The sequence below is a fragment of the Guyparkeria sp. genome, from assembly GCF_041687595.1.
Taxonomy (GTDB): Bacteria; Pseudomonadota; Gammaproteobacteria; order Halothiobacillales; family Halothiobacillaceae; genus Guyparkeria.
Genome location: NZ_JAWLBP010000032.1, coordinates 1 through 23736 on the forward strand (window position 1 = coordinate 1; position 23736 = coordinate 23736).

Sequence of the window (23736 nt, forward strand, 5' to 3'; positions counted from 1 at the left end):
ACCCATCGGGTCAGCAAGGGCAAAAGGAAGGAGCGGCAGGCCAAGCTGTTGACCTGACGTTATTTTTTAGCGAACATATCGAGTAATTATCCGGCATGTTTTTGCCCGATCCAGCCTCGTCCCGCCATTCGCCCTGCCGCCGATGGTTCGGGGACGACCCATCGACCGAACAGAATGCGCTCGCGGGATACCTTCCGGCGAGTGCCGGCGTTGTCTTGCATCATGACGTTATTCAAACAGTTGCTGAAAAACACCCGGGGTCGGGATTTCATCGTGGGAGACCTGCATGGCAGTCGCCCATTGTTGGAAAAGATCCTGGAAAAGCACGATTTCTCCCCCGAGCACGATCGAGTGATCGCCGTGGGCGATCTGCTCGACTACGGCGAGGATTCGCTGGGGACGCTGCGCCTTTTGGGGGAACCCTGGTTCTTCTCGGTGGCGGGCAACCACGAGCGCGTGCTGGCCAACCATCGACTACCGCTGGTTGAGCGTTCCCTGACCGAAGGACAGCGGTCCGACCTGGAGGCAATGGGCTGCGGCTGGCTGCTGGAGCCCTACGACAAGCTCAAGGATGACAAGTGGGATGATCTGATCACCGAGGTGATGAACCTGATCAGCCAGATGCCCCTGATGATCCAGGTGGGTAACGGGCCGGCGGCCGTGGGGGTGGTCCATGCCGAACTTCCGCTGTGGGACTGGGACCAGAACATCGCCCGGCTCGAGCGCGTCAAGAAGCTGACCTACTGGGGTGGTGAAGCCGGCGATCCCCAGCTCGATACACTCCTGTGGGGCCGCTCGCAGGTCACCGACGTGATCGACGGTCGCAAGATGGAACGCCATATCCGCGGCATCGACTGGGTGATCGCCGGGCACACCATCGTCGACCAGCCGGTGCGCGCCGGCAACCGCCTCTGGATCGACAGCGGCGCCTGGGATGAACGGCCCGGTCGCGGCCTGACGCTGGTGGAGGTGGGCGACACCCTCACTGTCAGCTCGCACTACCATGATCCCAGCGTACGCACGCAGCGCTTTGTGCGGCGCGGGCATCATTTCCATTCGGTGATCGGCGCGACCGGTTGAACGCCATGCTGGATCTAGACGGACTCGATCGTCACGAGTTGCGAGCGCTGCTCGAGCGGGCGCGAGCGGAACTGGAGCGACGGGAATCGGCGCCAGTCGACGAGGAAACGCTCCTGAAGTCCCTCGAACTGGATCTCAAGCGGCTCCGCCGCAAGCGCGACGAGCGCTTCGACCCCTTCGCCTGACGGCGAAACGAACAAAGCCCCTCTTACGAGGGGCTTTGTCATGTCGGGACCGCCGTCCGTTCAGTGCCGGAAGTGGCGCATGCCGGTGAACACCATCGCGATGCCATGCTCGTCGGCCGCGTCGATCACCTCCTGGTCGCGCATCGAGCCACCCGGCTGGATCACCGCCCGAATGCCTGCCGTGGCAGCGGCGTCGATGCCGTCGCGGAACGGGAAGAAGGCGTCGGATGCCATCACCGAACCCTCCACCGGCAACCCGGCGTCGGCCGCCTTGATGCCGGCGATGCGCGCGGAATACACCCGGCTCATCTGCCCGGCGCCCACGCCGATGGTCTGCTGGCCGCTGGCGTAGACGATGGCGTTGGACTTGACGAACTTGGCGACCTGCCAGGCGAACAGCAGATCCTGGATCTCCGCCTCGTCCGGCGCACGCTTGGTGACGATCTTCAGGTCATCTGCGCCGACAACGCCGTGGTCGAAGTCCTGCACCAGCAGCCCGCCGCCGATGCGCTTGAAGTCCATGCCCGGGGCCGGCTTGACCGACCAGTCGTCGATCGCCAGCGCCCGCACGTTCGGCTTGGCGGCCAGCTCGGAGGCCGCCTCGGCCCCGATCTCGGGGGCGATGATCACCTCGACGAACTGCCGCTCGACGATGCTGCGCGCCGTGTGGGCGTCCAGCGGCCGATTGAAGGCGATGATGCCGCCGAAGGCCGAGGTCGGGTCGGTGGCGAAGGCACGATCGTAGGCGGTGGTGATGTCGTCGCCGGTGGCCACGCCGCAGGGATTGGCGTGCTTGACGATCACGCAGGCCGGGCGGTCGAACTGCTTGACGCATTCGAGTGCGGCATCGGCATCGGCGAGGTTGTTGAACGACAGGGGCTTGCCCTGAACGATGCGCGCGCGGGCCAGCGTGCCCGGCGCGGCGTCCGGCTCGACGTAGAAGGCCGCGTTCTGGTGCGGGTTCTCGCCGTAGCGCAGATCCATGGACTTGTTCAGCGGCAGGTGCCAGGTCGGCGCGAACGCGCTTTCCTCGAACTGGCGGCCCAGGTAGTCGGCGATCATGCCGTCGTACTGGGCGGTGTGGCTGAAGGCCGCCCCCGCCAGGCGCTGGCGGGTGGCCATGGAAATACCCTCGCCGTTGATCTCCCCGAGCACGACCTCGTAGTCGGCCGGGTTGACCACGATCGCCACGTCGTTGTGGTTCTTGGCCGCCGCGCGCACCATCGCCGGGCCGCCGATGTCGATGTTCTCGATCGCCGTGGGCAGGTCGCAGTCCGGGTCGGCCACGGTGCGGGCGAACGGGTAGAGATTGACCACGACCAGATCGATCGGGGTGATGCCATGCGTGGCCATCACCTCGTCATCGGTGCCGCGACGGCCGAGGATGCCGCCGTGGATCAGCGGGTTGAGCGTCTTGACCCGCCCGGCCATGATCTCCGGGAAACCGGTGACGTCACTGACCTCGCGCACGGGCACGTCGTTCTCGCGCAGCAGACGGGCGGTGCCGCCAGTGGATAGCAGTTCCACTCCGGCGGCGTGAAGACCCTGGGCCAGGCCCAGGATCCCGGTCTTGTCGGAGACGCTCAGCAGCGCCCGGCGGGGCTTGACGGCATGATGGCTCATGAGATGTCCGGTTTCCTGCGATTGGGTTCGATTGGGGCGGGTCGGATCGTTGTAACGGTCCGGACCGGAAACCGGATATTGTACCTGCTGGCAGGCGGCTTGTTGAGCCGCTGCCGGAGCGGCTCAGTGGGCGGCTCGCTGACGCACGATGTTCTCGTAGAGTGCCGAGTAGTCGTGGTTGCCGTGCCCGGCGCAGATACCCTCCTCGAGCACGTGCTGCAGGCCGATCAACAGGTGGGTATCGATGTCCCGGCCGGCTGCACTGTGGGTGAACAGGCGGATGTCCTTGAGCAGGTGCTTGAGGGGGAAGTTGGCCTTGTCGAAGGAGTGGTCCAGCATGTTGGTGAGCTTCTTGTCGAAGGTCGGCGCGTAGAGGGCCGATTCGCGCAGGGTGCCCATGAACTTGTCGACGTCCACCCCCTCGCGCTGCACCAGGCCCAGGCTCATCGAGAAGGCTGCGGTCAACGTGCCGATCAGCTGGTTGAACGCCAGTTTGGCCGCCGCGCCGCTGCGTATCTCGCCGAAGTGTGTCGGCGTACCTAGCGCCCGCAGCAGGTTGTCGTGGCGGGCGACCAGGTCCGCGGGGCCGCCCAGCAGGAGTTGCAGCGTGCCGCTGGTCGCCTGCGGGATGGAGCCGAGCACGGGGGCCTCGAGGTATGCCCCGCCGAGAGCCGAGATGCGTCGGGCGAGCGCGGCGGACTCGTCGGGGGCGATGGTGGAGCTGTTGATCACCGTGTGGTCGCGGATACCTTCTTCGCCCAGCGATTCGATCACCTCGCGGCAGGCCGCATCGTCGCTGACCATCAGCCACAGCGTGTCGGCGCGACGTGCAAGCTCGGGAAGGTCGGCAAGCGTCTCGATGCCTTCGATCTTGCGCGGTGTCCGGTTGTAGCCCAGGACCGACCAGCCCGCTTCGGCCAGTCGACGCGCCATTGCCGCTCCCATCAGCCCCAGGCCGATGACTCCGATCGTCGTGTTCATGCTGTTACGCCCTCGCTGGAATATCTATATGCGTGACCGCCGCCCGAAACCCGGGGCCTGGGCCAATCGATTGCGGCGGGTATAGGGTTGTGGTTCTCTATTCCGTATCGTTCCGGGCAGACCGCGTCTGCCGTCCCCGCTCCGGCTCTCTCGGGCTCGTGGGGACCTCTGAAGGCTAGCAGAAGGGCCGGGCTATTTCCGGCGATGGCCGAAGACCGGGAAGCAACACCCGAGACTCCCCCGAGGAAGGCATGGATCAGGATCTGGACAAGCACTGGCGCCACTGGCTGAACCCGGAACGTCGGCGGCCCGGCAGCGGCAAGACGGCGCCGGGCGTGGGCAGCCAGCCGCGCACTGCCATCGAGCGCGACTACGACCGCGTGCTGTTCTCCACCCCCGTGCGGCGCATGGCCGACAAGACGCAGGTGTTTCCCCTCGACCGGTCGGACAGCGTCCGCACCCGGCTGACCCATTCGCACGAGGTGGCCAACCTGGCCCGTTCGGTGGGCATCGACCTGGTTTTCAATCGTCAGGTCGCCGCCGGACTGCCCGAGGCCCTGCGCGACGTGCCGGCCCTGCTGGCGACTATCGGCCTGGCCCACGATCTCGGCAACCCGCCATTCGGCCACCAGGGCGAGGACGCCATCGCCCGCTGGTTCGCCATCAACCGGCAGGCGGTGCTCGACAGCGACGGCGATCTCAGTCCGGCGATGAAGGAGGACTTCCTGCGCTTCGAGGGAAACGCCCAGACCCTGCGGCTGCTCACCAAGCTGCAGCTGATCAACGATGATTTCGGTCTGAACCTCACCATGGCGACACTCGCGGCCCTGGTGAAGTACCCCACCGCCAGCGACCGGCTCGACCGAGACCGGGTGACCCACAAGAAGCACGGCTACTTCCAGTCCGAGTCGGCGCTGATGGAGGAGGTCTGGGCCGGCACCGGGCTGTCCGCCGGGCAGCGGCACCCGCTGACCTGGATCATGGAGGCCTGCGATGACATCGCCTATTCGGTGCTCGATGCCGAAGATGCGGTCAAGAAGGGTCTGCTGTCGTTTTCCGATACCATCGCCTTCCTGCGGCACGAGGCGCCGGACGACCCGGTGGTCACGGCCGTCTGCGATGCCGCGACGGACGAGCATCAGGCCTATCGCCGCGAACGGCTTTCGCCGGACGAGCTCAACGACATCTCGATGCAGACCTTCCGCATCCGCGCGATCGGTGCGCTGATGGAGGCGATCGGCGAGGTATTCATCCACTCCCTGCCGGCCATGGCCGAAGGCCGCTTCGAGCGGGAACTGGTAGCCGCCTCGCGTGGCGGGCCCCTGCTGGCGGCATTGAAGGCCTGCAACTGGCAGCATGCCTACCGCCACAAGTCCGTGCTGCGCGTGGAGTTGACCGGCCTGACGGTGATTCACGGGCTGATGGACGCCTTCTGGTACGCCATCACCGAGCGGACGGACCCGGCCGATCCGGCCAGTGTGCGCGCCACGCCGCTGGCCGGCTATATCTACCAGCGCATCTCCGAGAACTATCGCCGGGTGTTCGAGTCGCCCGACAACCCGATGCCGCTACGCTACCGTGAGGCGCAACTGCTGACCGACATGATCTCGGGCATGACCGACAGTTTCGCCGTGAGCCTGTTCGACGAGTTCCGCGAGGTCGGTTTCCGGCCCACGACCCGCGCCTGACCGGGCGCACCCCATCCACCAAAAGGAAGACACCTTTCAGCCGATGAGCGATTCCGAACAGAGCCATTTCTTCGCCTACCTCTCGCGGATGAAGTACATCTACCGCTGGGGGCTGATGCGCAACACCCGGAGCGAGAACGTCCAGGAGCACAGCCTGCAGGTGGCCATGATCGCCCATGCCCTGGCGGTGATCGGCAACCAGCAGTTCGGCGAGACGAACGACGTCGGCCGGGTGGTGAGCGTGGCGCTCTACCACGATGCCTCGGAGATCATCACCGGCGATCTGCCCACGCCGGTGAAGTACTTCCGCGACGACATCCGCGACTCCTACAAGGCGCTCGAGGCACATGCCGAGCGCAAGATCATCGGGCTGCTGCCCGAATCGCTGCGGGAATCGTTCGCGGAGGTGATCGAGAGCGAGCGCATCGAGCCTGCGGTGCTGCGACTGGTCAAGGCGGCCGATTCGCTGTCGGCCTACCTCAAGTGCATCGAGGAGCGCGCGGCCGGCAACCAGGAGTTCCGGCGGGCCGAGGAGTTCCTGTACGGCAAGCTGGAGGAGATGACGGACCTGCCCGCGGTGGGCTATTTCCGCGAGCGGTTCGTCGATGCCTTCGAGCTGACCCTGGACGATCTCAGCCACGACTGAGACGCCCCGGAGCCATCAGCCTGCCGGCGGTTTCGACTCGCTCTCTTCCCGGTCGGCGGCCGCGTCCTCGGTCTCGTCGGCGTAGAAGGTGCGCCGGCTGATCTGGCAGAAGGCGCCGTTGCGCTTGATGAAGTGGATCGAGCCGGCCACCACCAGCCCGCCGATCACCAGCAGCAGGAGGCTGCTCTGCACGTAGCCCAGGGTGATGATGGCCACGCCCAGCAGGCCGACGTGCCGTGCCTGGATGTGGATGAGATCCTCGTGGCGCTGCTGCAGTGCCGCCAGCGCCGCCCACTCGATGGCCAGCACGATCATCAGGATCAGCGGAGCGGTGGCGGCCTTCGGGTAGATTACCGCGATCGCGCCGAGGACCAGGATGATGGCCAGCACCGCCCACTGCGCCAGCTGCTGGTTGCGCGAGCCGCGTCGAGACGCCTTGATGGTTCCCTTCAGTCGCAGCCAGTGCATTAACCCCGCCACCGCACTCCATACGCCGATGAAGATGCCGACCAGTGCCGCCAGCCTCAGGTCCCAGGCATGCACGTAGAGGGTGGTCTGCTTCCAGCCGATCAAGCCGAGCAGGGTGAGGGTCAGCCCGCTGCCGATCAGGACGATCGAGACGCCCCGGACCAGGTCGATCAGACGTGTCTCCTGGTCCCGGCTGCCGCTGTACCAGGGTGCCGCCGCCACGCCGAAGGCCAGCACGGCGATCACCAGCCAGGCCTTCCAGCCCACACCGGGCATCTGCCCGCTCACGGCCGGGAAGAGCACTCCGACGAGCACGATCAGGAGGGCGACGGGCAGGGCCAGAATCCAGAAACGGCGGCGTTCCGGGTGGGTCAGTGCCGACAGGGCGATCAGGACCAGGCCCAGCGCGAACCAGCCGGCGTTGTCGATCAGCAGTCCGATACCCATCAGCCTTCCTCCCGGCGGGTGCCGTGGCGATGTGCCAGCGCCCGAGCCTGGTCATCGTCGTCGAGCAGTTCCTGCTCGTCGAGTTCGTCGGCCGGTTCGGAGTGGACCTCCTGGCGCAGCAGCAGGAAGGCGGTGGCCGCCGACTGGGCGCCGAAGAACACCGCGATGGTGGAAAGCACCAGCTCCAGCGCACTCTGGGCAGAAAGCAGCGCACTCACGGCGGCGACCACGAGGAATCCGGCCAGGGTGGTGACGATCAGGATGCCCCGTCCGCAGTGTTCCCGTTCGGCACGCAACGCCCCGGTCAGGCCGAGCGCCAGCGCCAGGATCACCACGTAGGCAGCGATGGTTGGGTCCATGTCGGTCCCCTTCTTCTTGTCTGGTAGGCGCGCTCGTCCGAGCGCGCCGGGGGAATCAGCCGTCGATCTTCTCGAGATAGGCCTTGGCGTCCAGCGCGGCCATGCAGCCGGTGCCGGCGGAGGTGATGGCCTGGCGATAGACATGGTCCATCACGTCGCCTGCAGCGAAGACGCCGTCGACGGAGGTCGCCATCGCGTTGCCCTCGGTACCGCTCTTGACCTTGATGTAACCGCCCTCCATGTCGAGCTGACCCTCGAAGATGCCGGTGTTCGGCGAATGGCCGATGGCGATGAACACGCCCTGCAGCTCCAGATCGGTGGTCTCGCCGCCCTTGTCCTTGATGCGCAGGCCGTTGACACCCATCTGGTCGCCGATCACCTCGTCGACCTCGTGGTTCCAGTGGATCTCGATCGTGCCTTCCTCGGCCTTCTTCATCAGGCGATCGATCAGGATTTCCTCGGCACTGAAGCGGTCGCGGCGATGCACCACGTGCACCTTGGAAGCGATGTTGGAGAGGTACAGAGCCTCCTCGACGGCGGTGTTGCCACCCCCGACCACCGCGACGGTCTGGTTCCGGTAGAAGAAGCCGTCGCAGGTGGCGCAGGCGGATACGCCCTTGCCGCGGAATGCCTGCTCGGACTCGATCCCGAGGTACTTGGCCGAGGCGCCGGTGGCGATGATCAGGGCATCGCAGGTATAGGTGCCCGAGTCACCCTGCAGGGTGAAGGGGCGCTTGCCCAGCTCGGTGGTGTGGATGTGGTCGATGATGATCTCGGTATCGAACTTCTCGGCATGTGCCTTCATCCGCTCCATCAGGGCCGGGCCGGTCAGGTCTTCCGGATCACCGGGCCAGTTTTCCACCTCGGTGGTGGTGGTCAGCTGCCCACCCATTTCCATCCCGGTGATCAGGACGGGTTCCAGATTCGCCCGCGCCGCGTAGACGGCGGCGCTGTAGCCGGCGGGTCCGGAACCCAGGATGAGCAGTTTGCTGTGGCGGGTGTTGCTTTCGGACATGCTGGCGAGAACTCCTTGAGTCTGCGATTGTACGTAACAGGTGGAAAACGGTCGGCCACGACGAAACCCGGCCGTTTCGGCAAGCGGCCGGGGCTTTGCCTAAAATGCCTCGGGCCGTCGGTCGGCGGGGTCCTGCGGGGACCCTGTATCGGACCGACGATCGTCTACCAGACTGTAGGATACTCGTCGAAAAATTTTGAGGCCATAAAATGAACTATCAAGGTGAACCGGATTACCGTCACGGCAGCCAGGAACGACTGGGGGTCCTTCTCCTCAACCTGGGCACGCCCGACGCCCCGGATGCGCCGTCGCTGCGACGTTACCTGAAGCAGTTCCTTTCCGACCCGCGCGTGATCGAGCTGCCCAAGTGGAAGTGGTGGCCGATCCTGCACGGCGTTGTGCTGCGCACACGTCCGGCGAAATCCGCCGAGGCCTACCGTTCCGTCTGGGACCATCACGGCGAGGGCTCGCCGCTTCTGACCATCGCCCGCGAGCAACAGAAGGGCATCGAGAAGCGATTGAGCGAGCAGATGGCCGGCCCGGTCAGTGTCGCGCTGGGCATGCGCTACGGCAATCCGTCGGTGGCCTCGGCGCTGCACGAGCTGCGCGAGGCCGGGGCGCGCCGCGTGGTGGTCCTGCCGCTGTACCCGCAGTACGCCGGGGCGACCACCGCCTCGACGCTGGACGCCGTCTTCGACGAGTTCATGCACTGGCGCTGGGTGCCGGAACTGCGCACCATCAACCAGTACCACCGCGATCCCGGGTATCTCGACGCGCTGGCCAACAGCATCCGCGAGCACATCGACGCGCATGGCAAGCCGGACAAGCTGATCATGAGCTACCACGGCGAGCCCAAGCGCTATCTCCTCAACGGCGACCCGTACCACTGCCAGTGCTACGTCACCTCGCGGCTGGTCGCAGAGCGACTCGGCCTGTCCGAGGACGACTACATGGTCACCTTCCAGTCGCGCTTCGGCCCCGAGGAATGGCTCAAGCCCTATACCGACGAGACCTTGAAGGCGTTACCCGGCCAGGGGGTCAAGCACATCGCCGTGATCTGCCCGGGCTTCTCCGCCGACTGCCTGGAGACCATCGAGGAGATCGGCGACGAGAACCGCGAGTACTTCGAGGAGGCCGGCGGCGAGACCTACCACTACATCCCGGCCCTCAACGAGCGCGACGACCACCTCGATGCGCTCGCGCGCCTGATCCGCCAGCACACCCAGGGCTGGGTGGAGCACTCGGACTTCGACGCGGTCGAAGACCAGCGCGAGCGCGAACGGGTGCACAAGAACGCGCTCAAGATCGGCGCGAAGCGGTGAGATGAGCAAGCCTCCTTCTAACGCCCCCCTCGCCGGCATCGGCGTGCTGGTCATCGGCGACGAGATCCTTTCGGGCCGTCGCCGTGACCGGCATCTGCAGGCGGTGATCGACCGGCTGGCCCAGCGCGGGCTGGTCCCGTCCTGGGCCCAGTTCCTTCCCGACCGGGAGGAGATCATCGTCGACCTGCTGCAGCGCAGCCGCCGCGACGGGGCGACGGTGTTCTGTTTCGGCGGCATCGGCGCCACGCCCGATGACCTGACCCGGGCCTGTGTCGCGCGGGCCTTCGACCGGCCGCTGGTGCGTCATCCCGGTGCCGCGGAGTTGATCGAAGGACAGTTCGGCGAGGCGGCCTATCCGAAGCGGATCCTGATGGCCGACCTGCCCGAGGGGGCCGAGCTGATTCCCAATGCGTTCAACCGCGTGCCCGGCTTTTCGCTGGAGCGGCACTTCTTCATGCCCGGCTTCCCCGAGATGGCGCACGCCATGCTCGACTGGATCCTCGAGCATCCGCTGGCCGACCTGGGGAATGCGGACTACGCCGAGCGCTCGCTCTGGCTGGCGGACACCCCGGAGAGCGATCTGATCGACCTGATGGATTCCCTGTGCCTCGAGCATCCCCATCTGAGTCTGTTCAGCCTGCCTGTCCTCGGCGGCAGTCGCCGCCTGCTGGAACTGGGCCTGAAGGGGGATCGCGCGGAGGTCGACCGGGTGCTCGGGTGGCTGACCGGCGAACTGTCCGCACGCGGTTTCGAGGTATTCCCGGAACGGCCGTAAATGACGTCCTGAGGTGCTTTCGGGGTTGAACTTCCAGCGGGTGGACTTATCTCATTCGGGTGGTGATGCCGGGTAAAGGCGACCCGGACTCCACGAACTGTTTCGTCTTCCGAGAGGAGAGTTGTCGATGATCGATTCAGTGGTTGCCAGGACTGCCCGACCTGTCGGGCACGCGACGGCCGCGCGTGTGGCGGGCCTGCTGATGGTCGCGCTCGTCTGGGTGCTGGCCGCATCGCCGGTCGAGGCGAAGTACCCGGACTTCGCCACCCTTTCCAAGGAAAACGCCCCCGCGGTGGTCAACATCAACACCGTCACCAAGGGATCAGCGTCCGGGCCGTCGATGCCGATGATGCCCAACCTGCCGCCGGGCCCACTGGGCGACATGTTCCGGGACTTCTTCGAACAGATGCCGCAGCACCCGCAGCAGCCGGCGCAGTCGCTGGGATCGGGTTTCATCATCAGCGAGGACGGCTACATCCTGACCAACGCCCACGTGGTCGGTCAGGCCGACGAGATCAGCGTCCGCCTCAGTGACCAGAAGGAATACGACGCCGAACTGGTCGGCGAGGACGAGCGCACCGACATCGCCCTGCTCAAGATCGATGCCAAGGGCCTGCCCACCGTAAAGATCGGTGATTCGGACGACGTGGAGGTCGGTGAATGGGTGTTGGCCATCGGAGCGCCCTTCGGCCTGGACCATTCGGCCACCCACGGCATCGTGTCCGCGATCGGCCGGGATCTGCCCAACGAGAGCTACGTCCCCTTCATCCAGACCGACGCGCCGGTCAACCCGGGCAATTCCGGCGGGCCGCTGATCAACGCCGACGGCGAGGTGATCGGTGTCAATTCGCAGATCTACACCAGTTCCGGTGGCTACATGGGCATCTCGTTCGCCATTCCGGTGAACGTCGCCATGAGCGTGGCCGATCAGCTCAAGGCGACCGGGCAGGTCACCCGCGGCTACCTGGGCGTTCTGATCCAGCCGGTTACCGACGAACTGGCCCGGTCCTTCGGGCTGGACAACACCCGCGGCGCGCTGGTGGCTCAGGTTCAGCCGGACACGCCTGCCGAAAAGGCGGGGATCGAATCGGGCGACATCATCATCGAGTTCAACGGCAAGCCCGTGAAGCGTTCGGGACAACTGCCGATGCTGGTGGGCAATGCCACCGTGGGCGAGCCGGCGACGGTGACCCTCATCCGTGACGGCAAGAAGAAGGAGGTCGAGGTCGTGCTCGAGAAGCTCGACGGCGTGGCCGGCCTCGGTCCCCTGTCGAAGTTCGGCCTTGCCGTCGAGCCGCTGGAAAAGGCGGACCTGGCGCGCATGGGCGTGCGCTACGGACTCGAGGTGGGGGAAGTCGCCGAGGACTCGCCGTTTCTCGGCGCCATCGAACCCGGCGACGTGCTGCTGGAAGTGAACCGCCGACCCATGCGCAATCCCGCCGATCTGGCCCAGGCACTGGAGGCAGCACCCGCCGATCGCCCGGTGGCCGTCCGCCTGCTGCGCCGCGGACAGCCGCTGTTCCTCGCCGTCGATCTGGACTGAGCAACAGCCGCCGCCGATGGAACTTTTAACCGGCTAACCAATCTCACGTAATGGCTCCTCAAGGAAGAACCACTGACCCCGACGCCCGTCGGGGTTTTTTTTGCACGGTACCGGGCGCCAGTGGGCGTGATGCTACCCCCTTCGGGGCGGGGCGTCTTGATAGAATTCATCCATTTGGACGAACGCATGCGAGTGATCAGTTTCAACGCCAACGGCATTCGAGCGGCGGCACGCAAGGGTTTCTTCGACTGGCTGGCCACGGTCGACGCGGACCTCGTCTGCATCCAGGAGACCAAGGCACAGGCCTGGCAGCTGGAGAAGGACCCTACCTTCTGGCCGGAGGGCTACCACTGCCGCTACGTCGATGCCGAGCGCAAGGGCTACAGCGGGGTGGCCATCTACAGCCGCCACGAGCCGGCTTTCGTGACCACCGAGATGGGCCTGGCGGAGTTCGATGCCGAGGGGCGCTACTGCGAGTTCGACCTGGGCGACCTGACGGTCGCGTCCCTCTACCTGCCCTCGGGCTCCGCGGGGGACCATCGCCAGGCGTCCAAGGACCGGTTCCTGGAGGCCTTCCTGCCCAAGCTGCAGGCGTTCCGCGAGCAGGATCGCTCCCTGATCCTCTGCGGGGACTGGAACATCGCCCACCGCGAGATCGACCTGAAGAACTGGCGGGCCAATCGCAAGAACTCGGGCTTCCTGCCGCACGAACGGGCGTGGCTGGACCGGGTGTTCGACGATCTCGGTTTCGTCGATGCGCACCGGACGCTCAAGCCGGACGTCGCCGAGTACACCTGGTGGTCGAATCGTGCCAATGCCTGGGCGAACAACGTCGGCTGGCGGATCGACTACCAGATCGTCACCCCCGACCTGACCGACCGGCTGACCGACGTGCAGGTTTATCGCGAGGAGAAGTTCTCGGACCACGCCCCCCTGATCATCGACTACCGTTGAACCGAAGGGCCGACGGAACCCTCGGGGGACGGTGGCATCTGACTTATACTTGTTCACATAGGCCGCTACCAGAAGGAGGTGCCGCCATGAAACGCCTTTTACTCGTTGTTCTCACCATGGGTGGGCTCGTGTTCCTGGCTGGCTGTGCGAGCAGCATGTCCAGCGGCGCCTACTCGCGGGATACCGCCCGTCAGATGCAGACGGTCTACTACGGCACGATCCAGGACGTGCGCACGGTGCAGATCGAGGGTACCAAGACGCCCATCGGCACGGGTGTCGGCGCGGTCACCGGCGGCATTCTCGGCAGCCAGGTGGGTGGCGGTACCGGTCGGTCGCTGGCCACCGTCGGCGGCGTGGTTCTCGGTGGCCTGGCCGGTTCGGCCGCCGAGGAAGGCATCACTCGGCAGACGGGCTACGAGATCACCGTCCGCCTGGACAACGGACGCACGATCAGCGTGGTGCAGGCCGCGGACATCGCCTTCTCCCCGGGCGAGCGGGTGCGGGTGATCGAGGCGCGCGACGGAACGACCCGGGTGACCCGCTGATTCTGACGAGAACGGAGACAAGATGACGTCAACGCCGAGTGGACAACTATTCGTGATTTCCGCCCCCTCCGGGGCGGGCAAGACCAGCCTGATCAAGGCGCTGCGCGAGCGGCGCCCGGAACTGGCCCTGTCGGTGTCCCACACCACGCGGCCGAAGCGCCCCGGTGAGGTCAACGGCGAGCACTACCACTTCGTCGACATTTCCCAGTTCGAAGTGATGCTGGCGCAGGAGGCCTTCGTCGAGCATGCCAAGGTGTTCGACAACTACTACGGCACCAGCAAGGCGGCAATCAGCGAGGAGCTCGAGCGTGGCCATGACCTCATCCTCGAGATCGACTGGCAGGGTGCCGCGCAGGTCAAGAACCTGTTCCCCGAGGCGATCTTCGCCTTCATCCTGCCGCCGAGCAGCGCCGCGCTCGAGGCGCGTCTCCGCGGTCGCGGCCAGGACGACGACGAGGTGATCGAGCGCCGTCTGGCCGAGGCGCGCCGCGAGATGGCCGAATGCGGCTGGTACGATTACCTGGTCATCAACGACGACTTCGACCAGGCCCTCGATGAGCTCGAGGCGATCTTCATCGCCGCCTCTCTCGAGACCGATCGGCAGCGTGCCCGGCAGCCGGAGCTGCTCGCCGATTTGCTGGGGGAGCCCGCGACGCCGTAAACTGTCGGATATTGGGACACTTTTTCGAGAAAAGAGTCCGCACGACACCCGATTCGAGCACGGCCCGACCGTCCCGCGTGGATGGTCGGGCCGTCCCTGCTGATTTGACTACCGAGGTTCACTACCGATGGCACGCGTAACCGTAGAAGACTGCCTGGCCCGTATCCCCAACCGCTTCGAGCTGGTCCTGACGGCCGCCCGCCGCGCCCGCCAGATCGAGCACGGCGCCGAGCCGCTGGTGCCGATGGGCAAGGAAAAGCCGGTGGTCATCGCCCTGCGCGAGCTCGGCGAAGGCAAGATCGACCGCCAGCGCATCGACGAGATCGAGCAGCAGATCTCCATGTCCCGCTCCGAGATCACCGAAGCCGAGATCCGCGCCGAGCTCGCGCAGTTTGCCGACGATAGCGGCGCCCAGCCCGCACCGGCCAGCCGCGAGGAGGCCTGAGCCGACGGGCCGGGTCGCCGCGGGCATGACGGATCAGCAGACGGCAGCCGAATCCGGTCGGGTCGGGAATGAATCCGACCTGACCGACGTGTTCTTCGCCCCGCTGGCCAATCACCTGGCCGAGTACATCGAGCCGGAAGGCATCGCCCACATCCGCACCGCTTTCGAGTTCGGTGCCCGTGCCCACGCCGGCCAGACTCGCAAGAGCGGCGAACCCTACATCAGCCACCCGATCGCGGTGGCGCACATCCTCGCCGACCTGAGGATGGACGAGGCCACCGTGGTCGCGGCCATCCTGCACGACGTCATCGAGGACACCGACATCGTCCACGACGAGATCGTCGGTGAGTTCGGCGAAGAGGTCGCGCACCTGGTCGACGGTGTCTCCAAGCTCGCCCAGATCCGCTTCAAGTCCAAGGCCGAGGCCCAGGCGGCCAACTTCCGCAAGATGATGATGGCGATGGTCGAGGATGTGCGCGTCATCCTGATCAAGCTTGCCGACCGCCTTCACAACATGCGGACGCTGGGTGTGATGCGCCCGGACAAGCGCCGGCGCATCGCCCGCGAGACGCTGGACATCTACACGCCGATCGCCAACCGGCTCGGCCTGAACGCCATCCGTCACGAGCTCGAGGACCTGGGCTTTGCCGCACTCTATCCCCTGCGCCACCAGGTGCTCAGCGAGGCGGTGCGGCGCGCGCGCGGCAACCGCAAGGAGATCGTCGCCGGTATCCAGGAGCGCTTCGAACAGCGGTTCGCCCACGAGAAGCTGACCGCGGATTCCCTGGCGCGGGAGAAGCGGCCCTACTCGATCTACCGCAAGATGAAGAGCAAGCACCTCTCCTTCAAGGAGGTGTTCGACGTCTTCGCGGTCCGGGTGCTGGTGGATTCCGTCGACGACTGCTACCGGGCTCTCGGCATCGTGCACAATCTCTACAAGCCGCTGCCGGGCCGCTTCAAGGACTACATCGCGATCCCGAAGGCCAACGGCTACCAGTCGCTGCACACCATCCTGTTCGGCCCTCACGGCATCCCGCTGGAGGTGCAGATCCGTACCCACGAGATGCACCAGTTCGCCGAGTCCGGCATCGCCGCCCACTGGCTCTACAAGACCCAGGGCGATCGCGGCTCGGTCACGCAGACCCGGGCACGCGAATGGCTGCGCGACCTGCTGGAGATCCAGCAGAAGGCCGGCAACCCGCAGGAATTCCTCGAGTCGGTCAAGGTCGACCTGTTCCCGGACGAGGTCTACGTCTTCACCCCCATGGGCGAGATCATCGAGCTGCCACGGCGCGCCACCGCGGTGGACTTCGCCTACGCCATCCACACCGACGTGGGCAACACCTGCGTGGGCTGCAAGATCGACCGGCGCTTCGCCCCGCTTTCCACGCCGCTGGAGTCCGGCCAGACGGTCGAGGTGATCACCGCACCCGGCGCGGCGCCCAATCCCAGCTGGCTGTCGTTCGTGGTCACCGCGCGGGCGCGGGCGAGCATCCGTGCCCACCTCAAGCACCTGCAGGACGCCGAGGCGATCCGGCTGGGTCATCGCCTGCTAACCAAGGCCATGGTCGCCGAGGGCTGCGACATCGAGGAACTCGACGAGAAGCGCATCGACTCGATCCTGCGGGAGTACCACCAGGAGAGCTTCAACGACCTGCTGCGCGAGATCGGCCTGGGTAACCGCATGGCCCCGCTGGTGGTGCGGCTCCTGAAGGTCGAGGCGGGCAAGCTCGACCCGGGTGAGCTCCGGCGCGAGGAGGATGGCCAGCATGCCCCGGTGATCATCAGCGGCACCGAGGGGCTGGTGGTCAGCTTTGCCAAGTGCTGCCACCCGGTGCCGGGCGACGCGGTGGTGGGTTTCCTGTCCACCGGGCGCGGCATCGTGGTGCATCGCCAGGGCTGCTCCAACGCCAGTGATGCCGGCGAGCACCCCGAGCGGTGGCTGGCGGTCGACTGGGCGACCGAGCCCTCCGGCGAGTACCAGTCGCAGATCAGCATCCAGGCCAACAACGTCCGCGGCGGCCTGGCGCGCATCGCCGCGGCGGTCTCGGATGCCGGCTCGGACATCGACGACGTGCGCTTCGACGATCGCGACGTCAACCTGACCATCATCGACATCACCGTGCGCGTGACCGATCGGACGCATCTGGCCCGCGTGATGCGTTCGATCAAGCAGTTGCGGGACGTGGTGCGCGTCTCGCGCCACTAGGTTTCCAGAATCACTGAGTTTCCAGGAGAGAGCATGAGCCGACGCGAGATCATCCACACCGACGACGCCCCGGCCGCCATCGGCCCCTACTCCCAGGCCGTGCGCGCCGGCGACACCGTCTACCTCTCCGGCCAGATCGCGCTCGAACCGAAGAGCATGACGCTGGTCGAGGGCGGCATCGAGGCACAGACCCGCCGCGTGTTCGACAATCTCGCGGCCGTCTGCCGAGCGGCCGGCGGCGAGCTCGCGGACGTGGTCAAGCTGCAGATCTACCTGCCGGATCTCTCCCACTTCGAGACGGTCAACGCCATCATGAAGGAATACCTCGCCGAGCCCTTCCCGGCCCGCGCGGCCCTCGGCGTGCGCGCCCTGCCCAAGGGGGCGGAGGTCGAGATCGACGGGGTGATGGTCCTGCCCGACTGATGGGTCCGGCCCGGTCGTACGGACCGGGATTGCCAGAAAACCAGAAGAAAGGCCCGGTGGCGGGATGCCGAACCGGGCCTTTCTGCGTTCGGGTGGCGTGCAGACGCTCTACTCGAAGTCGTAGACCAGGTTGATCGAGGTGTAGGTGTCGGTGTTTTCCGTGTCGGCCGGCACGTCCGTGTTGTGCAGCACGGTGTAGGAGAGCTTCATCGCCAGCGTGTCCGTGATCGAGGTGCTGACCCCCGTGACCGATTCGACCTCGGTATTGTCGGAACCGGAGAGCACGGTCACGTCCTGGTTGAAGCGGGCGGTGTCGGACAGCCGGTATTCGAATCCGCTGCTCGCCCGCGCGATCACGTTGGTCTCGCGCACGTCGTCGTTGGTCTCGGCGACCCGCACACCCGGGCCGATCTCGGCATCCCAGTAGCCCTTCTCCGAGATCCAGATCTTCCGACCGTAGCCGGCCGCCGCGCTGGCCTGGTAGTCGTAGCCGGAAAACTCGTCATAGGTGCCGCGCAGCACGCCGAAGAGGTAGTCCCGCTCGGTCAGGGCGTAATTGGTCTCGTGCTCGCCCAGCACGCGGTTCGCGGTCTCGTCGCCGTCCTCGGTCGCCTGGTGGGCCTCGAGACGGAACTTGTTCTCCCAAGGCAGGCTCTCGTGCGTGATGCGCAGCTTGCCGTTGAGGCTGGATGACTCGCTGTTGCCCGTGGACATCGTCGCGCCGAACTCCGCCGAACCGCCCCAGGGCCCGTCGGATTCCTCCGCCAGGGCGGGGCCGAAGAAAAGGGGTGCGACGACCAGCGGGGTGATGGCAAGGAGGTGTCTCGATTGCATGCTCGAACTCCGGATGAACGTGAAACGGCTGGACTCTGCCGTGCCGCCGGGCGGCAAATGGCCGGGAGCCTAGTCGTCGATCATTGATAAGTAAACAAGGCCGACCGAGCCGGTGGGCCATCTGTCTCCCGGCGGGTCGTCGCCGTCAGTGGCCGCCGCCGCGACAGGCCGGAGAGGCCGGTGCATCCTGCCGGTCGGCCCACTCCGCGGGGGTGTAGGTGTGCAGGGCCAGTGCATGCATGCCCGCCTCGAAGGCCGGCTTGAGCGGATCCTGCGTCAGCCGATGACGACGGATGAGCGACTGATCCTCGAAGCGATCGCTGACGACCACGACGCGAAAATGCGTTTCCTGGCGGTTGCCGGCGTGCTGGCCGGATTCGTCGGTGATCTCCAGGAACACCGGCGCCAGCTGCGCGCGGAGGGTGTCTTCCAACCATTGGGCTCGTGACATGTTCGGCTCCGGTTTCGTGTCGGGAAAGGAAAGCTCGGATCGAACCCGAGAGCCGCTCTGGCCCGCCGAGACTCGCGGGACGCGTCTTGAGACGGGTTCGGGTTCGATCAAGGGTTTATGAATGGACAGGGTGGCCTGCCGGGGGTTCCGCCGGTGTCACTCCGACGAGCGGCCCAGGTAGATCCGGTTGTCGACCTGTTCGATCTCGACCGGTTGCAGACGCTCACCCTCGCAGGGCCCCTCGATGCACAGCCCGTCCTCGAGCCGGAAGTAGGCCTGGTGAACGTTGCAGCGCAGTCGGGGAACACCCTCGTGGGATTCGAGGAAGTCGTGGTGATCCCGCGACAACGGCGAGCCGTTGTGCGGGCAGACATTCCGCCAGGCGCACACGCGATCGCCGTCGCGCGTCACGATCAGCTCGTCGCCGCGCCCGCCGCTGGCATGGTCGCGCGGCGTAATGCCCAATGCATCGACCTCGTCGAGATCCTCCAACCGGCAGAGCAGACGAGGGTCCTCGGCGGGGTCCGCCGGTCCGAGGCCGGCGAATCCCGGCTGGCCGAGCTTGCGTTCGGCCAGGCGCGCGGCGAACTCCAGGGCCTCCAGCGACCCCTGTCCGCTCGAACGAGCGTGGATGAAGCCTGCGATCAGGGTGTCGCCCGCGCCGATACTGTCGACCACGGGATCGACCGGCCGGGCGGGGACGTGGTGCACCGGGCCGTCGGGCAGCGAGAGCCAGGCGCCACCGGCCCCCCAGCCGAGCACGAGGATGGCCTGCGGGGCCCATTCGCGGACCTGTGCGAGGAAAGCCTCCGGGTCGTCGAAGCCCCGTCCGCGGGCAAAGGCCGCGGAGAGGAAGATGATGTCCGGGAACGACCAGAGCTGGTCGAGTTCCGGCCGGTCCTTTTCGACCTCCAGCGAGATCGGCTGGTCGGTCAGGCGGGAGCGGGTGACCGCCAGCATGGCGGCGGTCTCGTCGCAGGCGCGCGCCTCGAAGTGCAGCCAGTCGTACTGGCTCGGGTCGATCTCCATGTACGCGCCGAGATCGTATTCCGGCAGGTCGCGGTAGTGCACGATGGTGCGCGAGCCGGTCGCCCGGTTCACGGTGATGTAGGAGGTGGGGGCATGGCCGGACTCGCAGACGCGGGCCGGACGGGTATCGATGCCGTAGCGGTCCATCAGGTCGGCGATGCGCCGGCCGTCCGGGTCGCTGCTCAGCACTCCGGCGAAGTCGCAGGGATGGCCGAACTGGCGCAGCACGCGCAGGCTGTTGGCCACGTTGCCGCCCAGCTCCACCCGCTGGGAAGCCGCGCGCTGTTCGCTGTCCTCTTCCGGGTAGTGATCCAGCTCGTTGATGATGTCCAGCGTGGCAATGCCCACGCCCAGCACTTTGGTCATGACGGTTCGCCGGCGTTTTTGCGGATAGCGGGAGTTTACGGATCGTGGCGTCGCCAGGGAACACCGGCCGAGAGGGTGGCCGTCGCGGTCTCGCGGGTCAGTGGGAGCGTTTCCCGGACAGGATGACCGCCTCGACGTGCCAGATGGTGGCAGTGGCCGTCAGCTTGAGGAACCCGATACCGCCGTAGGCGCGCAGGCGACCCGCGGCGCCGGGGTTGAGGACCCAGGGTTCGGCCTGCGTGTCGATCACGCGGCGGTGCGTGTGGCCGTACACGATCGCCCGGGCTTCCGGGTGGCGTCGGCGCAGTCGCTCGTGTCGGGTGCGGGCCGGATTGACCCGGTGGCCGTGTTCCACCACCAGCACCCCGCCGGGCAGGATGATCCGTGCCTGGTCGGGCAGGTTCTCCAGCAGGGCCTCGGTGCCGGCGGGCCATTGCTCGGCCGTGTCGTTGTTGCCCCGGACGGCCACCACGTGACCGGTCAGGGGCGTGAGCCGCCCGAGCTCGGCCGGGTCGAGCAGGTCGCCGGCGTGCACGATCACGTCCATTTCGGCGAGTTGCGGCAGCAGGTTGCCGTCGAGCGTCCCGTGGGTGTCGGCGATCAGTCCCAGGGTGACCTGGTCGTGATCACTCAGATCCATCCGTTTTTCCCGAACAGCCACAGGCCGGTTCCTCTGTGTTCCTGCGAGATGCGCGGCGGCGCGCGTAGGCGTGAACGGTTGCCGCGGCGAGCACGAGCAGCGAGAGGCCGCCGATCCAGTCGACAACCATCCCGTGCCCCTCGGGCGCCGACTGCGGCAGGGACCAGTCGAAATTGAGCCACAGCAGGTCCAGGGTGATGCCGGCGATCAGCGCGGAGGCGATCACGGCGGCCAGGTAGATGCCGATCGTCCGCCCGCCGAAGTGCTTGCGCAGTATGCCGAGGGTGCCGATGTTGGTGGCCGGGCCGGCGAGCAGGAACACCAGCGCCGCGCCCGGGGACATGCCGGCCACCAGCAGCCCCGCCGCGATCGGAGTCGAGGCGGTGGCGCAGACGTACATCGGGATGCCGATCACGGCCATCAGCAGGTAACTGCCGGCGATGCCCCAGGGGCTGTCGAAGAAACCTTCCGGAATCAGGACCACCGCGGTGGCCGCCACCGCCAGCCCGAAGACCATCCAGGGCATGATGTCGATGAGCACCTGCCCGAAGGCGTAGGAAAAGCCCCGGGCGAGGCGTTCTCGACCGGAGACGGCCGGGTCGTTCACGCCGGTCTCGTCGCTGTCATCCCCGTCGGGCGCCGAGCAGCAACCGCTTTCCCCGTCGGATTCCCCACCGCAGCAGCTGGCCGTCTCCGCCTGGGCCTGCGGTGCCGGGCCGCCCAGCCGTCCGGCCAGCAGCCCGGTGACGATCGCCCCGATCACCGCGGCCACCGGCCGGGCGATGGCGTAGACCGGGCCCAGCAGGCCGTAGCTGACGCTGATCGAGTCCGGCCCGGTCTCCGGCGTGGCGACCAGGAAGGCCATCGACGGGCCGCGGCCCGCCCCGGCGTCGCGCAGGCCGAGCACGGCGGGCACCACGCCGCAGGAGCACAGCGGCAGCGGGGCGCCGATCAGCGCAGCACGCACCGTGGCCGGCACGGATTCACCGGACAGGTAGCGGGCGATGGCCAGCCGGTCGGCAAAGGCCTTGATCAGAGCCGCGATCACCAGGCCGAGGAGCAGCCACGGGGCGGCCTCCAGGGTCAGGTACAGCAGTTCGTTGAGCCATTGCATCATGCACGTCTCTCACACGGATCGGACGGAACGTGTTCGAAGTGTCGCACAGTTGGCGACCGTCCGTGGGCGGACGTCGCGGCTCAGTGCAGGGCGTCGCGGCCGATGCGCTGTCGCACCTCGCGCCAGGCCCGGCGGCTGATGGCCAGCGGCATCTCGAGGTGACGCAGATGGCAGTGATGCTGTCCGCCGTCATGCGTCAGGGAATGGACGTGGCTCGGGTTGACCAGGCTGTTGCGGTGGATGCGCAGCAGGTGCCCGTCGAAGGTCGACTCGAGCTCGTTGAGGCTGCTGTCCAGCCAGGCCTCGCGGCGCCGCGTGCCGTCCGCCGGGTCGAGGAAATAGAGGTGGGTCGACTTGTCCTCGGCCAGCGCGGCGACCAGGTGGTCGGCCGTCAGCAGGACTTCCTCCCGGCCCAGCCGCACCGTCAGTCCCTGCCGGGGCGCGTGCTGGCAGCGGTTGGGCTGGACGGCCCGCCGGATCGCCGCCTGCAGGGCCTCGCTCTCCACCGGCTTGAGCAGGTAGCCCGCCGGCGCCGTTTCGCTGGCCGCCAGAGCCCGGTCGGCGTGGGCGGTGGTGAAGACGATCGCCGGCGGCAGGGAGGCGGCGCGCAGCTGGTGGGCGAGCGTGATGCCGTCCTCGCCCGGCATGCCGATGTCCAGGAACACCAGGTCGGGTTCGCGTTCCATCATCTGCCGGGCCTCGGCGGCGTCACCGGCCTCGCCGATGACCTGGATGTCGTCCGCCGCCTGCAGCAGGCGGCGAAGCCGGGCCCGGGCCAGGGGTTCGTCGTCGACGATCAATGTCCGCATCATCCGTGTTCTCCTCGGGAAGGTGGTGCGTCGGCGCCGACCGCCGGGACGACCAGCTCGACGCGGAACCGTCCATCCGTCGGCCCGGCGCGCAGGGAGGCGGCCTCGCCGAAGACCAGCGCCAGCCGGTCGCGGATGTTCGCCAGCGCCATGCCGTTGCCGTCGTGAGATTCCGTCGCCGTCCCGCGGTCGTTCTCTATCGTCAGATGCACGCCCTGCCGGTCGGCGCGGCAGGCGATGCGCACCGGCCCCGGTCGTGGCTGGCGCTCCACGCCGTGATGGACCGCATTTTCCACCAGCGGCTGGAGAGTCAGTACCGGCAGGTCGGCATCCGGCAGCGGGTCGGGCAGGTCCCAGTCGACCACCAGCCGCGACCCCAGGCGCCACTGCTCGATCTCCAGGTAGCGACGGGTGAGGTCGATCTCCTCGGCCAGCGGGCTGACGTCGTCGGCGGCGAGCGCGGCGCGGAAGACCCGCGCGAGATCGAGCACGGCCCGCTCGGCATCCTCGGGGCGGCTGTTGACCAGTTCGGCGACCGTGTTGAGGCTGTTGAACAGGAAATGCGGCCGGATGCGCGCGTGCAGGGCGGCCAGCTCGGCCTCGCTGCGCGCGGCTATCTGCCGGGCGTTGCCCAGGTGCAGGGAGAAGATCCAGATGCCGATCAGGCCCACCACCAGCGCGATCGCCAGGTTGTGCCCCATGAACTGCCAGACGCTGTCCTGGGTCTGCCAGCCGATGGCCAGCAGCGCATGGAAGGCCGCCGCGCTGGTCAGCCCGGTCACGCCCGCGAGCACCACGACGATCGCCGCGAGCAGGCCGGCGACCGGCAGCCGGGTGAGCCATGTGCGCGCCGCACAGAGGATGGCCACCGTCACCAGGGCGATCCAGGTCACCAGCCAGAGCGTGGTGCCGAAGCGCGTCCAGCGGTCGCCGGCCATCCCCGGGACCAGCGAGAGCAGCAGCGAGAGCGCCGCGCCCAGCAGCAGCGTGATCAGGATGACCCGCGCGGTGCAGAACGCCGGCAGGGCGGCGGGCAGCAGTGGTCGCCCGGCGGTGGCGGGGCGGCGAGGCTCTGGTGATGGTCGTGTGGACATGCAGGCGACTCCCTTCGCGTCGATTCC

At 67.1% G+C, this 23736-nt stretch carries 25 protein-coding genes; 13 read left to right on the forward strand and 12 right to left on the reverse strand.

Going from position 1 to position 23736, the window contains the following annotated elements; genetic code table 11:
- Positions 1-222: 222 nt before the first annotated feature.
- On the forward strand, positions 223-1080 hold the full coding sequence (locus tag ACESL5_RS06355) for a metallophosphoesterase (RefSeq protein ID WP_372591936.1): 858 nt from the start codon (positions 223-225) through the stop codon (positions 1078-1080).
- Between the two features lie 5 nt (positions 1081-1085).
- A complete protein-coding gene (locus ACESL5_RS06360) occupies positions 1086-1265 on the forward strand; it encodes a hypothetical protein (RefSeq protein WP_372591937.1) in 180 nt (59 codons plus the stop codon).
- A 60-nt stretch (positions 1266-1325) separates the two neighbouring features.
- Here the strand turns inward: ACESL5_RS06360 and purH are convergent, their stop codons facing one another.
- Together purH and ACESL5_RS06370 are read right to left on the reverse strand one after the other, a co-directional pair.
- A complete protein-coding gene (gene purH, locus ACESL5_RS06365; protein ID WP_372591938.1) occupies positions 1326-2888 on the reverse strand; it encodes a bifunctional phosphoribosylaminoimidazolecarboxamide formyltransferase/IMP cyclohydrolase in 1563 nt (520 codons plus the stop codon).
- Between the two features lie 123 nt (positions 2889-3011).
- A complete protein-coding gene (locus ACESL5_RS06370) occupies positions 3012-3869 on the reverse strand; it encodes an NAD(P)-dependent oxidoreductase (protein ID WP_372591939.1) in 858 nt (285 codons plus the stop codon).
- 251 nt (positions 3870-4120) lie between these two features.
- Here ACESL5_RS06370 and dgt point away from each other — a divergent pair, with 251 nt between their 5' ends.
- Entirely contained in the window at positions 4121-5557 is a 1437-nt protein-coding gene (gene dgt / locus ACESL5_RS06375) for a dGTP triphosphohydrolase (protein WP_372591940.1), read from the forward strand.
- Between the two features lie 43 nt (positions 5558-5600).
- Entirely contained in the window at positions 5601-6203 is a 603-nt protein-coding gene (gene yfbR, locus ACESL5_RS06380) for a 5'-deoxynucleotidase (protein ID WP_372591941.1), read from the forward strand.
- A gap of 15 nt (positions 6204-6218) precedes the next feature.
- Here yfbR and ACESL5_RS06385 read toward each other — a convergent pair whose 3' ends face one another.
- The 3 genes from ACESL5_RS06385 to trxB are packed head-to-tail and all read right to left on the reverse strand — an operon-like array spanning position 6219 to position 8492.
- Complete coding sequence (locus ACESL5_RS06385; protein WP_372591942.1) at positions 6219-7118, reverse strand: hypothetical protein; 900 nt, start codon at positions 7116-7118, stop codon at positions 6219-6221.
- Complete coding sequence (locus ACESL5_RS06390; protein ID WP_372591943.1) at positions 7118-7477, reverse strand: hypothetical protein; 360 nt, start codon at positions 7475-7477, stop codon at positions 7118-7120. The genes ACESL5_RS06385 and ACESL5_RS06390 overlap by 1 nt, the downstream gene beginning before the upstream one ends.
- A gap of 55 nt (positions 7478-7532) precedes the next feature.
- Positions 7533-8492, reverse strand: coding sequence for a thioredoxin-disulfide reductase (gene trxB, locus ACESL5_RS06395; protein WP_372591944.1), 960 nt, complete (start codon positions 8490-8492; stop codon positions 7533-7535).
- A gap of 209 nt (positions 8493-8701) precedes the next feature.
- Here trxB and hemH point away from each other — a divergent pair, with 209 nt between their 5' ends.
- From hemH to ACESL5_RS06440, 9 genes are all read left to right on the forward strand, one after another.
- Complete coding sequence (hemH, locus tag ACESL5_RS06400) at positions 8702-9814, forward strand: ferrochelatase (RefSeq protein ID WP_372591945.1); 1113 nt, start codon at positions 8702-8704, stop codon at positions 9812-9814.
- Between the two features lies 1 nt (position 9815).
- Positions 9816-10589, forward strand: a complete 774-nt coding sequence (locus tag ACESL5_RS06405; protein WP_372591946.1) for a competence/damage-inducible protein A — start codon at positions 9816-9818, stop codon at positions 10587-10589.
- A 127-nt stretch (positions 10590-10716) separates the two neighbouring features.
- Complete coding sequence (locus ACESL5_RS06410) at positions 10717-12132, forward strand: DegQ family serine endoprotease (protein ID WP_372591947.1); 1416 nt, start codon at positions 10717-10719, stop codon at positions 12130-12132.
- Positions 12133-12318: 186 nt separating this feature from the next.
- Positions 12319-13086, forward strand: a complete 768-nt coding sequence (locus ACESL5_RS06415; protein ID WP_372591948.1) for an exodeoxyribonuclease III — start codon at positions 12319-12321, stop codon at positions 13084-13086.
- Positions 13087-13172: 86 nt separating this feature from the next.
- Complete coding sequence (locus ACESL5_RS06420; RefSeq protein WP_372591949.1) at positions 13173-13631, forward strand: glycine zipper 2TM domain-containing protein; 459 nt, start codon at positions 13173-13175, stop codon at positions 13629-13631.
- Between the two features lie 22 nt (positions 13632-13653).
- On the forward strand, positions 13654-14292 hold the full coding sequence (gene gmk / locus ACESL5_RS06425; RefSeq protein ID WP_372591950.1) for a guanylate kinase: 639 nt from the start codon (positions 13654-13656) through the stop codon (positions 14290-14292).
- 127 nt (positions 14293-14419) lie between these two features.
- Positions 14420-14737 carry a DNA-directed RNA polymerase subunit omega gene (rpoZ, locus tag ACESL5_RS06430; protein ID WP_372591951.1) on the forward strand — a complete coding sequence of 106 codons (318 nt, stop codon included), beginning with the start codon at positions 14420-14422 and terminating at the stop codon, positions 14735-14737.
- Between the two features lie 25 nt (positions 14738-14762).
- Complete coding sequence (locus ACESL5_RS06435; protein WP_372591952.1) at positions 14763-16946, forward strand: RelA/SpoT family protein; 2184 nt, start codon at positions 14763-14765, stop codon at positions 16944-16946.
- A gap of 33 nt (positions 16947-16979) precedes the next feature.
- Positions 16980-17369: a RidA family protein gene (locus tag ACESL5_RS06440; protein WP_372591953.1), complete on the forward strand. Its 390-nt coding sequence runs from the start codon at positions 16980-16982 to the stop codon at positions 17367-17369.
- A 108-nt stretch (positions 17370-17477) separates the two neighbouring features.
- Here the strand turns inward: ACESL5_RS06440 and ACESL5_RS06445 are convergent, their stop codons facing one another.
- The 7 genes from ACESL5_RS06445 to ACESL5_RS06475 all read right to left on the reverse strand — a co-directional run bounded on the left by ACESL5_RS06445 (position 17478) and on the right by ACESL5_RS06475 (position 23709).
- Positions 17478-18203: a YdiY family protein gene (locus ACESL5_RS06445; protein ID WP_372591954.1), complete on the reverse strand. Its 726-nt coding sequence runs from the start codon at positions 18201-18203 to the stop codon at positions 17478-17480.
- A gap of 145 nt (positions 18204-18348) precedes the next feature.
- A complete protein-coding gene (locus ACESL5_RS06450) occupies positions 18349-18654 on the reverse strand; it encodes a BolA family protein (protein WP_372591955.1) in 306 nt (101 codons plus the stop codon).
- A gap of 156 nt (positions 18655-18810) precedes the next feature.
- On the reverse strand, positions 18811-20049 hold the full coding sequence (locus ACESL5_RS06455; RefSeq protein WP_372591956.1) for a PfkB family carbohydrate kinase: 1239 nt from the start codon (positions 20047-20049) through the stop codon (positions 18811-18813).
- Between the two features lie 97 nt (positions 20050-20146).
- Complete coding sequence (locus ACESL5_RS06460; protein WP_372591957.1) at positions 20147-20689, reverse strand: metallophosphoesterase family protein; 543 nt, start codon at positions 20687-20689, stop codon at positions 20147-20149.
- On the reverse strand, positions 20676-21806 hold the full coding sequence (locus tag ACESL5_RS06465) for an SO_0444 family Cu/Zn efflux transporter (protein ID WP_372591958.1): 1131 nt from the start codon (positions 21804-21806) through the stop codon (positions 20676-20678). The genes ACESL5_RS06460 and ACESL5_RS06465 overlap by 14 nt, the downstream gene beginning before the upstream one ends.
- A gap of 80 nt (positions 21807-21886) precedes the next feature.
- Positions 21887-22618 carry a LytR/AlgR family response regulator transcription factor gene (locus ACESL5_RS06470; RefSeq protein ID WP_372591959.1) on the reverse strand — a complete coding sequence of 244 codons (732 nt, stop codon included), beginning with the start codon at positions 22616-22618 and terminating at the stop codon, positions 21887-21889.
- Positions 22615-23709 carry a sensor histidine kinase gene (locus ACESL5_RS06475; protein WP_372591960.1) on the reverse strand — a complete coding sequence of 365 codons (1095 nt, stop codon included), beginning with the start codon at positions 23707-23709 and terminating at the stop codon, positions 22615-22617. Before ACESL5_RS06475 ends, ACESL5_RS06470 begins: the two co-directional genes overlap by 4 nt.
- Positions 23710-23736: the final 27 nt, after the last annotated feature.